Source organism: Pseudomonas sp. 18-147, assembly GCF_051048045.1.
Lineage (GTDB): Bacteria > Pseudomonadota > Gammaproteobacteria > Pseudomonadales > Pseudomonadaceae > Pseudomonas > Pseudomonas aeruginosa.
The window spans coordinates 1,176,152-1,191,121 of the sequence record NZ_CP182296.1 but is presented as its reverse complement, the minus strand read 5'-3'; the positions used below and the strand labels follow the sequence as shown (position 1 = coordinate 1,191,121).

At 65.8% G+C, this 14,970-nt stretch carries 10 protein-coding genes; 2 read left to right on the top strand and 8 right to left on the bottom strand.

Annotated elements, in window-relative coordinates:
* Window positions 1-15 precede the first annotated feature (15 nt).
* The 4 genes from ACM0M4_RS05660 to ACM0M4_RS05645 form a co-directional block, all read right to left on the bottom strand.
* Window positions 16-2,736, bottom strand: a complete 2,721-nt coding sequence (locus ACM0M4_RS05660) for a LuxR C-terminal-related transcriptional regulator (RefSeq protein ID WP_009313401.1) — start codon at window positions 2,734-2,736, stop codon at window positions 16-18.
* 332 nt (window positions 2,737-3,068) lie between these two features.
* Window positions 3,069-4,436 (bottom strand): DUF1329 domain-containing protein, encoded by a 1,368-nt coding sequence (locus ACM0M4_RS05655; RefSeq protein WP_003103009.1) that lies wholly within the window; start codon window positions 4,434-4,436, stop codon window positions 3,069-3,071.
* Window positions 4,437-4,496: 60 nt separating this feature from the next.
* Window positions 4,497-6,422 (bottom strand): DUF1302 domain-containing protein, encoded by a 1,926-nt coding sequence (locus tag ACM0M4_RS05650; protein WP_015649519.1) that lies wholly within the window; start codon window positions 6,420-6,422, stop codon window positions 4,497-4,499.
* 211 nt (window positions 6,423-6,633) lie between these two features.
* A complete protein-coding gene (locus ACM0M4_RS05645; protein WP_003103012.1) occupies window positions 6,634-8,316 on the bottom strand; it encodes a fatty acid--CoA ligase in 1,683 nt (560 codons plus the stop codon).
* A gap of 181 nt (window positions 8,317-8,497) precedes the next feature.
* Here ACM0M4_RS05645 and ACM0M4_RS05640 point away from each other — a divergent pair, with 181 nt between their 5' ends.
* Window positions 8,498-9,673 carry an acetyl-CoA C-acyltransferase gene (locus tag ACM0M4_RS05640; protein ID WP_115288969.1) on the top strand — a complete coding sequence of 392 codons (1,176 nt, stop codon included), beginning with the start codon at window positions 8,498-8,500 and terminating at the stop codon, window positions 9,671-9,673.
* A 56-nt stretch (window positions 9,674-9,729) separates the two neighbouring features.
* Here the strand turns inward: ACM0M4_RS05640 and ACM0M4_RS05635 are convergent, their stop codons facing one another.
* Entirely contained in the window at window positions 9,730-10,911 is a 1,182-nt protein-coding gene (locus tag ACM0M4_RS05635; RefSeq protein WP_023095226.1) for an MFS transporter, read from the bottom strand.
* A 101-nt stretch (window positions 10,912-11,012) separates the two neighbouring features.
* Here ACM0M4_RS05635 and ACM0M4_RS05630 point away from each other — a divergent pair, with 101 nt between their 5' ends.
* Window positions 11,013-11,801 (top strand): AraC family transcriptional regulator, encoded by a 789-nt coding sequence (locus ACM0M4_RS05630; RefSeq protein ID WP_004345774.1) that lies wholly within the window; start codon window positions 11,013-11,015, stop codon window positions 11,799-11,801.
* 280 nt (window positions 11,802-12,081) lie between these two features.
* Here the strand turns inward: ACM0M4_RS05630 and ACM0M4_RS05625 are convergent, their stop codons facing one another.
* From ACM0M4_RS05625 to cioA, 3 genes are read right to left on the bottom strand one after another with little or no spacing between them, the layout of a single operon-like run.
* Window positions 12,082-12,252, bottom strand: a complete 171-nt coding sequence (locus tag ACM0M4_RS05625; protein ID WP_003093052.1) for a DUF2474 domain-containing protein — start codon at window positions 12,250-12,252, stop codon at window positions 12,082-12,084.
* A 13-nt stretch (window positions 12,253-12,265) separates the two neighbouring features.
* Entirely contained in the window at window positions 12,266-13,273 is a 1,008-nt protein-coding gene (cioB, locus tag ACM0M4_RS05620) for a cyanide-insensitive cytochrome bd quinol oxidase subunit II (protein WP_003093053.1), read from the bottom strand.
* A 3-nt stretch (window positions 13,274-13,276) separates the two neighbouring features.
* Complete coding sequence (cioA, locus tag ACM0M4_RS05615; RefSeq protein ID WP_003103027.1) at window positions 13,277-14,743, bottom strand: cyanide-insensitive cytochrome bd quinol oxidase subunit I; 1,467 nt, start codon at window positions 14,741-14,743, stop codon at window positions 13,277-13,279.
* Between the last annotated feature and the right edge of the window lie 227 nt (window positions 14,744-14,970).

Below are 14,970 nucleotides of genomic sequence, written 5' to 3'. Positions count from 1 at the left end.
TATGGGGTGGCGCGCCTAGCGCAACAACCCCATGTGCTTGGCCCGCGCCACCGCCTGGGTGCGACGCTCGACGCCGAGCTTGTCGTTGATATGGCGGGCGTGGCTCTTCACCGTATGCAGCGAGATGAACAGCCGCTCGCTGATCTCCTGGTTGGACAACCCCTGGGCGATCAGCTCCAGCACCGCCAGTTCGCGCCCGCTGAGCACCTCGCCCGCACTGCCCGCGGGCTCGGCGGGCGGCTCCGGCAACAGCGCGCGCATGCGCTGGGCGCCGGGACAGGCAGGGAAGCGCTGCAACTGTTCGCGCAACCATTCCGGCTGCTGCACGAGCAATTCGTGGAGCGGCAGCAAGGCTCCGCCGACTGCGCCCTCCATGGCCTGTTGCAGGGTCGCCAGCGCCTCGCGCTCGCGGCCCTGCTCCAGGTGCAGCGCGGCCAGTTGGCCGAGGGCCAGGCGAGCCGGCAGCAACGCGCCGTTCTCCCGCGTCGAGCGGGCCAGCCGGTCCAGGCGCCGGGCGGCTTCCTCCGGGCGTCCTTCGCGGCGCTCCAGGCCGGCCTGGAGCAACTCCACATGCAGCGGCAGCAGCGGACTGCATTCCGGCGGCGTGGCCGCCTGCCCGCCGTAGGTGCCGCCCAAGCGCTGTAGCCAGACGCCGGCCAGTTCGGTCTGGCCCTGGGCCAGCCAGAGTTCGCACTTGATCAGGGTGATCGCCGCCAGGTAGTAGATCGGCGGGATATCCCAGGCATGCATCAACCGCTCGACGTCGCCAAGCCGGGCGAACGCCGCCGCGTAGTTGCCCAGGCGCCCTTCCAGGCTGGCCAGGACGCAATAGCCGATCACCAGGCTGACATCCCGGCAGCTGCGGGTTTCCTCGATTCCCTGCTTGATCCACTTGCGCGCTTCGTCCGGCTGCAGCGCCAGGCTGCGCAGGTAGCCGCGGTACAGCAAGAGCCGCCCGCGCACCGCGTAGCGGCGTTGCGCCGGCAGGTGCTGGAGGCGTTCCAGGCCCTGGCGCACCTCCTCCTCGGCGCGCGCCACCTCGCCGCGCGCCTGGAGGACGCGGGCGCGGTCGTAATGGACCAGTGCCTCGAACAGCGGGTTGCCGTAGCGCTGGGCGAACTCCAGGGCGTCGCGATTGTAGTTGCGCGCCTGCCAGAAGTCGCCACGGGTCACCGCCAGGTTGCTCAGCGTCGACAGGCATTGCAGGCGGGTGCCATAGCGCTCCCCGGCGAGGTCCTGCAAGGCCTCGCGGCAGTGCGCCTCGGCCTTGTCGATATCGCCGCGGCCGCGCGCGATCACCCCGCTCAGGGCCTGCCACTGGGCCAGCAGGTCGCGCTGCGCGGACTCGTCCGGCGCCGGCAGGAAACGCGCCAGTTGGCCGGCCAGTTCTTCCGCGGCATCCAGCTGGCAGGCCAGCGCCAGCGCCCAGCCGTACAGCAGGATCAGGCGCGGCGTGCTCGCCAGGAGGCTGTCCGGCAGGTCCATCTTCCAGCGCAGCAGGGTGGCGATGTTCTGCTCCGCCAGCAGTTGCTCTTCCGACAGGTTCTGCACCAGGCTCGCCGCCACGTCCGGCTGGCCGGCGCGCAGCGCCTGCTCCACCGCCTGGTCGAGCAGGCCATGGCGGCTGAACCAGCCGCAGGCGCGCAGGTGCAGGGAGCCGGCGGACGGACCGAAGTCGGGCAAGGGACGCGCCAGCAGCAGGTCGGAGAACAGGTGGTGGTAGCGGAACCACTGGCCGTTTTCGTCCAGCGGCACGAGGAAGACCTGGTGCTGCTGCAGGTGGTCGAGGATCGCCGCGCTGTCGCCGGCCTCGCGCACGGTATCGCAGAGCTCGGCGCAGAAGCGCTCGAAGCGCGCGGTCTGGGCGAGGAACGCCTGGACCTCGGGCGGCTGCCGCTCGATCACCTCCTCCAGCAGGTAGTCGCGGATCAGTTCGTCGGCGCCGTGTACCCCGGGGCTGACCTGCTCCTCTGGATCGCCGCGCGCCAGCAGCCAGAGGCGCAGCCCGGCGACCCAGCCTTCGCTGCGCTCGAGCAGCGCGTCCAGCGCGTCCTCGTCGAGTTCGAGGCCGCTGGCGGCCATCAGCGCCCCGCTCTCCTCGGCGGTCAGGCGCAGGTCCTGTTCGCTGAGTTCGAGCAATTGCCGCGACAGGCGCAGGCGCGCCAGGTGCCAGTCCGGCCGCTGCCGGCTGGTGACCAGCAGCACCAGGCCCTCGGGCAGGTGATTGAGGAGGAATTGCAGGCAACGGTCGAGCACCGCGCCCTGGGCCAGGTGGTAATCGTCCAGCACCAGTAGCAGGGGACGCTGCGGGTCCAGGCAGGGGCCGAGTTCGTCGAGCAGGTCGTCGAGCCAGGTCTCGAAGGCGAACGGCTGGTGACGCTGGCGCATCTTCAGCAGGCCGAGGGCCTCTTCGCCCAGGGTCGGGTGGTACTGTCGCAAGCCATCGAGCAGGCGTTCGAGGAAACGTCCGGGATCGCTCTCGCGGCTGCTCAGTCCCAGCCAGAGGCTCTGCCAGCGCGGATCGAGGCTTTCGCAGAACTCGATGGCCAGGGAACTCTTGCCGAATCCGGCGGGCGCGGCGATCAGCAGCAGGCGACCGTCCAGTCCGTCGCGCAGTCGACGGCAAAGACGCGGGCGCGCCACATGGGCCGACGGCAGCGGGGGGCGGAAAAAGCGGTTGGCCGTCGGCAGAACGGCGGATGGAGTGCCCGAGAAGGTGCGCGAGAAGTCAGTCATCACCCGGTTTCTTGGTTTATGTATGGGGCGTGAACGCTCCGGAGACTAACCACAAGTGATGGCTATTTGAAGCACTATCCATCGGCTCGGACGAAATAGCGCACCGGCGCTTCAGCTCGATAACCAAGGAAAGACCGGTTTCCCGGCGCGGTCCAGGCGCGGCAAACGTTTCCCGGCCACACAGGTGCCCGCCGGGAGGATGGCGACGACGGAATCCGCGGGCGAGGCGGGAAAACACTTTGTAATGAATTGACGGCCGGAGCGGCACGCCGCCCGCGAAAACGAAGAAACCGGCACAAGGCCGGTTTCTTCGTGGCTAGGAACGCCGTTTCTCAGCGTACCCCTTCCTGGCGCAGCGCCGCCGGGGTGTAGTCGCTTTCCGAAGCGCTGTAGTTGAAGTCGTAGGCCTGTTTCTCCTCGTTCTTCATGCCAAGCGCCAGGTAGCGGCCGGAGAGCAGGTCGTAGAGGGTTTCCACCGCGTACCAGGGCACCTGCTTGTCGTAGTACTGCTCGGCATGCGCCTCGGCCACGCGCCACAGGGTGCCGCGACCGTCGTAATGGTCGATCTCGGCGGCCTGCCAGGTGTCCTCGTCGATGTAGAAGTCACGCTTGGCGTAGATGTGCCGCTCGCCCGGCTTCAGGGTCGCGACCACATGCCAGACGCGGTGCAGCTCGTAGCGGGTCAGGTCCTGGTTGATGTGGCCGGCCTTGACGATTTCGCTGTACTTGATCTTCGGATCGTCGAGCTTGTAGCTGTTGTAGGGAATGTAGATTTCCTTCTTGCCTTCCAGCTTCCAGTCGTAGCGGTCCGGCGCACCGTTGTACATGTCGAAGTTGTCCGAGGTGCGCAGGCCGTCGGCGGCGGTGCCGGGACCGTCGTAGGACACCTGCGGAGCCCGCCGCACGCGGCGCTGGCCGGCGTTGTAGAGCCACGCCAGGCGCGGCTCCTTGACCTGGTTGAGGGTCTCGTGGACCAGCAGCACGTTACCGGCCAGGCGCGAGGGCGCGGTGACCCGCTGCTTGAAGTAGAACAGCACGTTGCTCGGCTTGTTCGGGTTGTAGTCCTTCAGGTTGGTACGGAAGGTGAAGGCATCCTGGAAGTAGACCAGCTGGTAGGAGCCGTTGACCTGCGGAGTGGCCTGGGTCACCAGGCGCCGGACGCTGCCGCCGCGATAGCGGGTGATGTGGTTCCAGATCACCTCCAGGCCGTTCTGCGGGATCGGGAACGGGTTGGCGGTATCGAAGTTCTCCAGGCCGTTGCCGCCTTCCACCAGCTTGGTGGTGGTGGCGTTGCGCTTGGCCGCCTCCTGCACCGCCGCCGGGACGGTGGCGCTGCGGTGGGTCTTGTATACCGGGATCTTGTAGGTATCCGGGTAGCGCTTGAACATGGCCAGTTGGCCGGGAGTCAGCTTGTCCTTGTACTGGTCGACGTTCTGCGCGGTGATGGTGAACAGCGGTTGCTCGCTGGCATAGGGGTTGGCGAGGAAGCCACGGCTGTCGACGCTGCCGGCGTTGGTCGCCAGGCCGCCGTCCCAGGCGGGGATGCTGCCGTCGGCGTTGCCGGCCTTCTCCGCCCCCAACGGAGTCAGGCTGGTGCCGAGCTTGGCCGCTTCGTCGGCGGATACCGCCGCCATCACCTGGGTGGCCAGCAGGCTCAGGGCCAGTACACCGGTATGCAGAAGAATCTTCGTTGTTTTCATTCGCTCGTCGTCCTCGTTAAGTCCTGCTCGCCGGCCCGGTTCGCACCGGGCCGGCGTACATCAGAAGTTCATGCCGAAGCTGAGCGCGACGAAGTCGCGATCGTCCACGGTGGTGTACTTGCCGTCGAAGAAGTTGGTGTAGGAGAGGCTCGCGGTGTAGGTGTTCTGGTACTCCGCGTCCACCCCCAGGCTGACCGCCTTGCGGCCTTCCTCGAAGTTGGCGCCGGGACCGGGCGAATAGCCATCGACGTCGTGCGACCAGGCCACGCTGGGCTTGAGGTTCACGCCCATGAACACGTCGTTGTAGTCCCAGATCGCACGGGCGCGATAACCCCAGGCGTCGGTCGTGGTGTAGCCGTCTTTTTCACAATAGCGAGTGACGTTATTGGCGTTCGGATTTCCCGTCACACTTGCGGCTAAGCCTGAACAAGTGCTCAGGCCATTTAACGTTCCCTCCATCGGGCCGGAGCCAAATGACGGATCACGCCCGTAACGAACGACGGAACTACTTTCCAGCCCGCCGACATGGGTCCAGCCGATCTCACCTACCACTGTCAAGCGCTCGGCACCCATGACCTGGTCAAAGAAGTGCGTCAGGGTGGTCTGCAGTTGGGTGATTTCCTTGCGCCGATAGCCATGCATGTCCTCACCCGGCCGACCGTTCAGCAGCGATGCGTTCTCATAAGGTCGGCTACCACCGATATTCACGGGGTCCAGAGCGGAGTAGAGAATATCGGTGGTGTTCAGTTGTACGGGAGCATTCGGCCGATAGCTGACCTCACCGCTCCAGGCGGTACCATTGGGCAGCGTGGTTGAGAAACTCAGCCCGAACATGCGAATGTCTTCTGGATACTCGATGAAGTAATTGGAGTTGCCCGCAGTGGCTGCCGCCGCTGCCTGAGCAGCCAGGCTGGGACTGATAGCAGCGATATTGGTCGCAAAGTTGTTGATGGCCGCCATCTTCGCGGCGGACGGTCCCTGACCACTAAAGATCGGCAGGCGGCTGTGGTAATTCATGTAGTAGGCGCCGAACTCGGTGTTCAGTTCGTCGGCGAAGTAGCGAAGGGCGAAGCCGTACTGGCCACTGTCACGAGCGTCACGATCCGGACCACGCTGCACTACGATCCCTTCGTTCCAGGGAGACGGAGTGATTCCCAGACCTGCTCCGGACAACAGGCTGTTGAGCAGGTTGATGGACGCCTTGTTGTTGGTCAGCACCGCCAGGTTCTGGTCGCAGCCATCGGCCACCACGTCCGGCTGGGAGAAGAAGGTGCCACAGTTGTCGACCACCGTCTGGTCCCACTCGATCTGGTAGAAGCCTTCGGCGGACAGGTTGTCGGTGAGGTTCTGCGACAGGTAGAACATGTTCACCGGGATCAGGCCTTCCTTGATCTCCGAGCCGGGCCGGCGGAAGGCGGTGACGTCGATCGGGTTGATGGCGCTGATGCCGTTCTGGATGAAGGTGCTCTCGCCCCAGTTCACCACCTGCTTGCCCAGGCGCACGCTGCCCGGCAGGTCGCCGATGGCATAGTTGTGGTAGATGAAGGCGTCGAGCAGTTCGGCGCCGGAGGACTTGGCCAGGGTCTTGCGGCCGCTGTCGTCGATGTCCTTGAACTCGCGGTGCTCGTCCTTCAGTTCGAAGTCGTACCAGTACTTGCCGCGCAGGAACACACCGGTATCGCCGTACTTCAGTTCGAGGTCATGGATGCCCTTGAAGACCTTCGAGAACGTTTCCCCACGCTTGAAGTTCAAGTGGCTGTCGTCGGAGGTCTGGGAAAGTCCCTTGCCGCCGTTGTTCACACCGATCAGGTTCTTGTTCGGCTTGGCGGTCGACCAGCTGGCCCCGACCGACAACGCCGAGTCGAAGGAACCTTCGATTTCCCCGATGTTGAAGGTCACCCCAAAGGCCGGAGCCGCCAGCGAGGAAGCCAGGCTGACGGCCAACGGCAACCGGGCCCGACGCGAGAACGGATTACGGGTTGTCATCGACGCTACTCCATGTGTGTTTTTTGTTATGAGTGCGTGGACTATAGCTAGCGCTGCCTGCCGCTTGATCCCTCGAAAGTGTGATTTGCGCGGCGCAACCACTCTGGCTCGCGCCTTTGCGGCGGATGGAGAATGACCGGGCGGTCGCGAAAACGCGGAGACCAAGCGTTTGCTTGGCCTCCGGGCGTTTCGGCGGTGTAGGAAAGCCCCGTCAGACGGTCGACAGGAAGGCGCTGCCGGCTTCCTGCCACTGGGCGATCTCGATACGGATGCGCTTCTTGTCCAGCTTGCCGACGCTGGTCTTGGGAATATCGGTAACAACCGCGATCTGCGAGGGGATCGCCCACTTGTTGATGTTGCCCTGCTCGACGAAAGGCTTGAGGTGCTCCTTCAGGCCCCGGGCGTCCAGTTGCTGGCCCTCGCGCACCACCAGCAGGGCGAACGGGCGCTCGCCCCATTGCGGATCGGGCACCCCGACCACCGCCACTTCGCGTACCGCCGGATGGCGGCTGATCAGGTCTTCCAGCTCCAGGGAGGACAGCCACTCGCCGCCGGTCTTGATCACGTCCTTGATGCGGTCGCGGATCTCGATGAAGCCCATGCCGTCCAGGGTCGCCACGTCGCCGGTGTGCATCCAGCCGCCGCGCCACAACTCCTCGCCGCGCTCGGGTTCGCGGAAATACCCCTGGGTCAGCCATGGCGAGCGCAACACCAGCTCGCCCTGGGATTCGCCGTCGGCCGGGAGGAAGCGGCCCTGTTCGTCCATGATCGCCGCATCCACCAGCGGCACCGGCACGCCGGCCTTGATCCGGTAGGTGGTGCGCTCGTCCTCGCTTCCGGCCAGCAGTTCGTCGTTGAGGTAGGCGCAGGAAATCAGCGGACAGGTCTCCGACATGCCGTAGGCGGCGGTCAGCTGGATGCCGCGCGCCTTGGCCGCCTCGTAGAGCGAGCGGTTCAGCGCGCTCCCGCCGATGATCACCTTCCAGCCCTTGAAGTCCACGCCCTGGGCAGCCCTGGCGTTCATCACCATCTGCAGGATGGTCGGCACGCAGTGGGAGAAGGTGACCTTCTCGCGCTTCCACAGTTCGACCAGCAGTTCCGGATCGTAACGCCCGGGATAGACCTGCTTGACCCCGAGCATGGTCGCCACGTACGGAGTGCCCCAGGCGTGGACATGGAACATCGGGGTGATCGGCATGTACACGTCGCTGGTACCGAGCAGGCGGATGCTGTCCAGGCTGCCGATGGTCGAAGCCATCGCCAGGGTGTGCAGGACCAGTTGCCGGTGGCTGAAATACACACCTTTCGGATTGCCGGTGGTGCCGGTGGTGTAGAAGGTGGTGGCGATGGAGTTCTCGTCGAAATCGGGGAAGTCGTAGCGCGGGCTGGCCGCGGCCAGCAGCGACTCGTATTCGCCGACCAGGCCGGGCAGTTCGGCGCTCTTCTCCGCGCCGTCGGTGAGCAGGATGGTCCGCTCCACCGTGGCCAGCTGCCCCGCCACCGCCTGGTAGAGCGGGACGAACTCGCTGTTCACCAGCACGAAGCGATCCTCGGCGTGGTTCATGGTGTAGAGGATCTGCTCCGGGGAGAGGCGGATATTGATGGTATGCAGCACCGCCCCGATCATCGGGATGGCGAACATGCATTCCAGGTAGCGATGGCTGTCCCAGTCCATCACCGCCACCGTGTCGCCGGCCTTCACCCCGGCCTCGCTGAGTACGTTGGCCAGGCGCGCGACGCGCTCGTTGAAGGTGGCGTAGCTGTAGCGCACCTGGTCGCGGTAGACGATTTCATGACTCTTTTCGTAACGACGGCCGGAAAGCATCAGGCTCTTGATCAGCAACGGATACTGATAAGCGCCGGCGGCGGCCGGGATGAGACGGGTCTTCAGCATGGGGCGTACACCTGGGAGCGGGTTCGTTGTCAGGATGAGGCCGACTCTAGAGCCGTCGGCGGGCTTTGTTCATCAGTCAAAAGAGTGATTTGCCCCGTGACCTTTCGGAGCCTCCCGGTCACAAGATAGAATCCGCCCACTGAATCGTTCAGACCCTATCCAGAACAAGAGGTAACGTTCCATGTCCGATATCGTCATCGTCGCCGGCGCCCGTACTCCCATGGGCGGCTTCCAGGGCAGCCTGGCCGGCGTTTCCGCGGTCGACCTGGGTGCCGTCGCGATCCGCGAAGCGGTGCAGCGCGCCGGCATCGCCGCCGAGGACGTACAGGAAGTGATCATGGGTTGCGTCCTGCCCGCCGGCCTGAAACAGGGCCCGGCCCGCCAGGCCGCGCTGGCGGCCGGCCTGCCCGCCGCCACCGGCTGCACCACCATCAACAAGCTGTGCGGCTCGGGGATGAAGGCGGTGATGCTGGCCCACGACCTGCTCAAGGCTGGCACCAACCAGGTGATGGTCGCCGGTGGCATGGAAAGCATGTCCAACGCGCCCTATGTCCTGGAGAAAGCCCGCAGCGGCCTGCGCATGGGCCACGGCGAGATCAAGGACCACATGTTCCTCGACGGCCTGGAGGACGCCCGTACCGGCCGTTTGATGGGTTCGTTCGCCCAGGAGACCGCCGACAAGTACGGCGTGACCCGCGCGGAGATGGACGCCTATGCCATCGAATCGCTCAAGCGCGCCCAGGCCGCCATCGCCGATGGCTCGCTGGCGGCGGAAATCGTCCCGGTCACCGTCACCAGCCGCAAGGGCGAGAGCGTGGTGAAGGACGACGAGCAACCGCTGACCGCCAACCTGGAGAAGATCCCGAGCCTCAGGCCGGCGTTCCGCAAGGACGGTACCATCACCGCCGCCAATGCCAGCTCGATCTCCGACGGCGCCTCCGCGCTGGTCCTGATGACCGCCGAGGAAGCCCAGCGCCGTGGCCTGAAGCCGCTGGCGCGAATCGTCGGCCATGCCACCCAGAGCCAGGACCCGAGCGAGTTCACCCTGGCGCCGATCGGCGCGATGACCAACCTGTTCGCCAGGACCGGCTGGAGCAAGGACGACGTCGACCTGTTCGAGATCAACGAAGCCTTCGCCATGGTCACCATGCTCGCCATGCGCGAACACGGCCTCGATCATGCCAAGGTCAATGTCTATGGCGGCGCCTGCGCCCAGGGCCATCCGGTCGGCTCCACCGGCTCGCGGATCATCCTCACCCTGATCAACGCCCTGCGCCAGAAAGGCGGCAAGCGCGGCGTCGCCTCGCTGTGCATCGGCGGCGGCGAAGCCACCGCCGTGGCGCTCGAACTGCTCTGATACGGCGTTGAGCCATCGGCGCCCGGCCGGCTCGCGCTGTCCGGGCGCCCTCTTCCTCAGGTGCCCACCGCGGCGCTGCGCGCCGGACGCGGAAACACCAGCGCCGCGGCGAAGGTCAGCGCGGCGAAGCCCGCCAGTACCAGGTACAACCCCAGCAGCCCCTGCCGTGGTTCCAGGTAGGCAATCATCGGGATCGCCGCCGCGCTGGCGCCGAACGACAGGAAATAGCGCAGGGCGAAGACCCGCGCCTGCCACTGCGGCGCGACGAAGTGGGCGACCATCGCATCGTTCACCGTCACCTGGCCGAACACCGCGAACATGAACAGCGCGCCGAACAGCACCACTGCGCTGCCGTGGCCGTAGGCCAGGGCCAGCAGCAGCGGCACCTGGCAGAAGGTGAGGAAGACGAACGGCAACTTCAGGTTCAGGCGATCGATCAGGCGGCCCATGATCAGTTGCGCCACCGCGCCGAAGGCATAGGCCAGGCTGACCACCACGCCAAGGGTCTGCGGCGACGCCAGCAAGTCGCTCAGGCGCTCCTGGAACAGCTTCGGGTAGGTCACGGTGCTGGCGTTGAACACCACCCCGCCGGTGGCGGTGACCAGCGCCAGCACGCCGAACACCCGGCGCATCGACAGACCCTCGCTGTCCACGCCACGCGCCGCGGCCTTGGCCGACAGGTGCGGCGATGGCTCCTCGCGCACGCAGAAGAAAAAGCCGATGCCGAGCAGGATGGCCACCCCGCCGGGCAGGATGAACGCCGCGCGCCAGCCGAAGTGCGCGGTGAGAAAGCCGGTAAGCAGCGCGGCGAAGGCGACCCCGAGGTTACCCCACATGCCGTTGATGCCGATCTCGCGGCCGCGGTTCTCCGCGTGTGCCACCAGCATCGCGGTGCCGACCGGGTGGTAGATCGCGGCGAACACCCCGATCAGGGTCAGCCCGGTCACCAGCATCGGTACGCTGCCGGCCAGCCCGGTGAGCAGCGCGGCGGCGCCGATGCCGAAGAAGAACAGCAGCATCATCCGCCGCCGGCTCCAGGTATCGCCCAGCCAGCCGGCCGGCAGCGAACAGGCGCCGAAGGCGATGAAACCGCCCAGCGACAGGCCGATCAGACCGGCGTAGTCGAGGTCGAAGCTGCCGGCCATGCCGAGCACGGCGGCGGGGAAGATCAGCATGAACATGTGGTCGATGACATGCGCGGCGTTGATGAAGCGGATAACGGTTCGAGGTCGGTTCATGGCGTGCGGTCTGAATGGTCGGTGAGGAATGGGCGTCATGACCCGGGCATGATAGGTTGACCGAAAAGCGCAGACAGGACAGCGAGGTCATCGAAACGGACATGCTGATCGAGCACCGCCCGGACGGCCTGCTGGCGGCCATCTCCCTCGACTTCCCCGACGGCCATCACCTGGGGCGGCATTTCCACCCGCAGGCGCAGTTCCTCTACGCCGCTCGCGGCCTGATGCGCCTGGCCACCCACCACGGCGCCTGGGTGATCCCGCCGACCCGCGCGGTATGGATTCCGCCCCGGGTGGAGCACGAGATATTCATGTCCGGCGAGGTGCACATGCGCACCCTGTTCATCGAGCAACCCGAAACGCCGACACCGCTAAGCGACTGTTGCGTACTGGCGGTGACGCCGCTGCTGCGGGAAATGATCCTGCGCGCCATCCACCTCGAGAGCCAGCCGCGCCTGGACGACTTCCGTCAGCGCCTGCAAGGGCTGATCCTCAGCGAGATCGCCAACCTCGAACGGATGCCGCTGTACCTGCCGATGCCCCGCGACCGCCGCTTGCAGGCGATCTGCCAGGCATTGCTGAAACAGCCGGAACTGGGGCTGACCCTCGATGACTGGGGCCTGCGGGTCGGCGCCAGCTCGCGCACCCTGGCGCGGCTGTTCGCCCAGGAACTGCAGATGAGCTTCCATGAGTGGCGCCAGCAACTGCGCCTGACCGAAGCCCTGCCGCGCCTGCTGGCCGGCGACAGCGTGCAGGTGGTCGCCCGCGACCTCGGCTACGGCAGTACGCGGGCCTTCAGCAGCATGTTCCGCCGCCTGCTCGGCGAAACCCCGCGCGACTACCTGGGGCGACTGGAGCAACTGGCACGGGTCAGGGGCCGCGAGGACTGATGCCCCACGGCGCAACGCCAAGCAATGGCGAATCGGCGGATAACGCCTGCGGCGTTATTCGCCCTACCAAGGCTTCAGTAGGGCGCATCCGCCGCTCCCGTAGGGCGGATAACCGCAGCGCGGTTATCCGCCGAACCGGCCTGGATGGTGCAAGGCGGGAACGCGAGGATTGACGCCCTACGGCGCAACACCGAGCACTGGCGGATCGGCGGACAAAAAGAAGCCCTCCAGCGGAGGGCTCTCGGAAAAGGGCGCCGGAGCGCCCGGATGGGATCGTCGATCAGTGCGGAACGCCCAGCCCCGCCGCGCTCATGAACAGGCGCATCAGCCAGGCGGCGACGCCCAGGGCCAGCACGCTGGCGGTCCAGATACCCGCCAGCCAGGCCAGGCGTCGCCAGAGCGGTGGCTTGGCCGCGCTATCTCGTTCGGGATGACTCGGCGTACGGACCATATGCGGCGCCTCCTCAGTGATAGCCATCGCCGTGCTTCACCTTGCCGCGGAACACGTAGTAGCTCCAGGCGGTGTAGCCGAGGATGAAGGGAATGATGAACAGCGCGCCGACCAGCATGAAGCCCTGGCTCTGCGGCGGCGCCGAGGCCTCCCAAATGCTCACCGCCGGCGGGATGATGTTCGGCCACAGGCTGATCCCCAGGCCGCTGTAGCCGAGGAAGATCAACACCAGGGTGAGCACGAACGGCTTCACGTGGTCGTTGTTGGCCACCGAGCGCAGCAGCGCATAGAAGGTCACCAGGACCAGGATCGGCACCGGCAGGAACCAGAACAGGTTCGGCAGGCTGAACCAGCGTGCGGCGATCTCGGCATGGGCCAGCGGCGTCCACAGGCTGACCACCCCGATGATCGCCAGCAGCACCAGCGCCAGCGGGCGCGCCAGGTCGTGCATGCGCTCCTGCAGGCGGCCTTCGGTCTTCATGATCAGCCAGGTGCAGCCGAGCAGGGTGTAGGCAACGATCAGGGCCAGGCCGCAGAACAGCGGGAACGGCGCGATCCAGTCCAGCGAACCGCCGGCGAAGCTGCGGTTCTCCACCGGGATGCCTTCGATGAAGGCGCCCAGCGCCACGCCCTGGAAGAAGGTCGCCACCAGCGAACCGCCGATGAACGCCTTGTCCCAGATGTGCTGCTTGGCCGGCTTGGCCTTGAAGCGGAACTCGAAGGCGACGCCGCGGAAGATCAGCCCGACGAGCATGAAGATCAACGGCAGGTAGAGCGCCGACAGGACCACCGCGTAGGCCAGCGGGAAGGCCCCGAACAGCGCCGCGCCGCCCAGCACCAGCCAGGTCTCGTTGCCGTCCCAGACTGGCGCCACGGTGTTCATCATCACATCGCGGTCGCCGCTGTCCTTGAAGAACGGATAGAGCATGCCGATGCCCAGGTCGAAGCCGTCCATCACCACGTACATCATGATGCCGAAGATGATGATGACCGCCCAGATGAGGGGAAGATCGATACCCATGTCTCAGTTCCTCTTGTCCTGGTCGCGGTCGGCCGCTTGCGCGTGGCCGTCGTGCTCTTCGTCGAAACCTTCGCCGGCGGCCGACAACGGCCGTGCCGGCGTGCGCTTCTGCCCGGCGCCTCCCGGGTTGGTCTCGCGTCCCTCATGGGTGACCGGGCCCTTGCGCACCAGGCGCATCATGTAGCCGATACCGACGCCGAACAGCGAGAAGTACACCACCACGAAGGTCAGCAGGGTCAGGCTCATCTGCGTCACGCTCTGCGCCGAGGAGGCGTCGGCGGTGCGCATCAGTCCGTAGACCACCCAGGGCTGGCGGCCCATCTCAGTGGTGAACCAGCCGGCGAGGATCGCGATCAGGCCGGACGGTCCCATCAGCAGGGTCAGGCGCAGGAAGGCCTTCGAGTTGAACAGCTTGTCCTGGCCGCGCCAGCGCAGCCACAGGCTCCAGACGCCGACCAGGATCATCAGCATGCCGAGGCCGGCCATGATCCGGAACGACCAGAACACCACGGTGGAGTTCGGCCGGTCTTCCGGCGGGAAGTCCTTCAGCGCCGGGATCGGCTCGGTCAGGCTGTGCTTGAGGATCAGGCTGCCGAGCACCGGGATCTCCACCTTGAAGCGGGTTTCCTCGCGCTGCATGTCCGGCCAGCCGAACAGGATCAGCGGGGTCGGCTCGCCGCTGCTGTTGTCCCAGTGGCCTTCCATCGCGGCGATCTTCGCCGGCTGGTGCTCCAGGGTATTGAGGCCATGGGCGTCGCCGATCAGCGCCTGTACCGGGGCGACGATCAGCGCCATCCACATGGCCATCGAGAGCATCTTGCGGATCGCCGGGTTGTCGCGCCCGCGCAGCAGGTGCCAGGCGGCCGAGGCGCCGACGAAGAAGGCGGTGGCGAGGAACGCGGCGACCGACATGTGCAGCAGGCGGTAGGGGAACGACGGGTTGAAGATCACCGCCAGCCAGTCCACCGGGATCACCCGGCCGTCGACGATCTCGAAACCCTGCGGGGTCTGCATCCAACTGTTGGAAGCGAGGATCCAGAACGTCGAGATCAGCGTGCCGATCGCCACCATCACCGTGGCGAAGAAATGCAGGCCCGGTCCCACGCGGTTCCAGCCGAACAGCATGACCCCGAGGAAACCGGCCTCGAGGAAGAACGCGGTGAGCACCTCGTAGGTCAGCAGCGGACCGGTGATAGACCCGGCGAAGTCGGAGAAATGGCTCCAGTTGGTGCCGAACTGGTACGCCATGACCAGCCCGGACACCACGCCCATGCCGAAGTTGACCGCGAAAATCTTCGACCAGAAATGATAGAGGTCGCGGTAGACCTCTTCGTTCGTTTTCAGCCAGAGGCCTTCCAGTACGGCCAGGTAGCTGGCCAACCCGATGGTGATCGCCGGGAAGATGATGTGGAAGGACACGGTGAACGCGAACTGGATGCGGGCAAGGTCGATAGCCTCCAATCCGAACATGGCAACTCCTCTTCAGGTTCTCGGCCCTTCCGGCTTACGTGCGGATTCGGCCGTGCTTCCTCACGCGCAACGCTACGCAAGGTTTTGGAACACATCCTTCAGCTATCGTTCTTATCATTGGAAAGCGACCGCAGCCCTGGATGGCAGGAATGCGGGAAGGGTCGCAAGCAGATTCCCGGACCGCCCGCCTTGATGCAGAGCAATTCGGTACGAAAATCTTACCCGTT

Excerpts from the sequence above, each read along its gene's own strand:
- cioA (WP_003103027.1), bottom strand. The coding sequence starts at position 14,743 with ATGTTCGGATTGGAGGCTATCGACCTTGCCCGCATCCAGTTCGCGTTC.
- ACM0M4_RS05625 (WP_003093052.1), bottom strand. The coding sequence starts at position 12,252 with ATGGTCCGTACGCCGAGTCATCCCGAACGAGATAGCGCGGCCAAGCCA.
- ACM0M4_RS05655 (WP_003103009.1), bottom strand. The coding sequence starts at position 4,436 with ATGAAAACAACGAAGATTCTTCTGCATACCGGTGTACTGGCCCTGAGC.
- cioB (WP_003093053.1), bottom strand. The coding sequence starts at position 13,273 with ATGGGTATCGATCTTCCCCTCATCTGGGCGGTCATCATCATCTTCGGC.
- ACM0M4_RS05660 (WP_009313401.1), bottom strand. The coding sequence starts at position 2,736 with ATGACTGACTTCTCGCGCACCTTCTCGGGCACTCCATCCGCCGTTCTG.
- ACM0M4_RS05635 (WP_023095226.1), bottom strand. The coding sequence starts at position 10,911 with ATGAACCGACCTCGAACCGTTATCCGCTTCATCAACGCCGCGCATGTC.
- ACM0M4_RS05640 (WP_115288969.1), top strand. The coding sequence starts at position 8,498 with ATGTCCGATATCGTCATCGTCGCCGGCGCCCGTACTCCCATGGGCGGC.
- ACM0M4_RS05630 (WP_004345774.1), top strand. The coding sequence starts at position 11,013 with ATGCTGATCGAGCACCGCCCGGACGGCCTGCTGGCGGCCATCTCCCTC.
- ACM0M4_RS05645 (WP_003103012.1), bottom strand. The coding sequence starts at position 8,316 with ATGCTGAAGACCCGTCTCATCCCGGCCGCCGCCGGCGCTTATCAGTAT.
- ACM0M4_RS05650 (WP_015649519.1), bottom strand. The coding sequence starts at position 6,422 with ATGACAACCCGTAATCCGTTCTCGCGTCGGGCCCGGTTGCCGTTGGCC.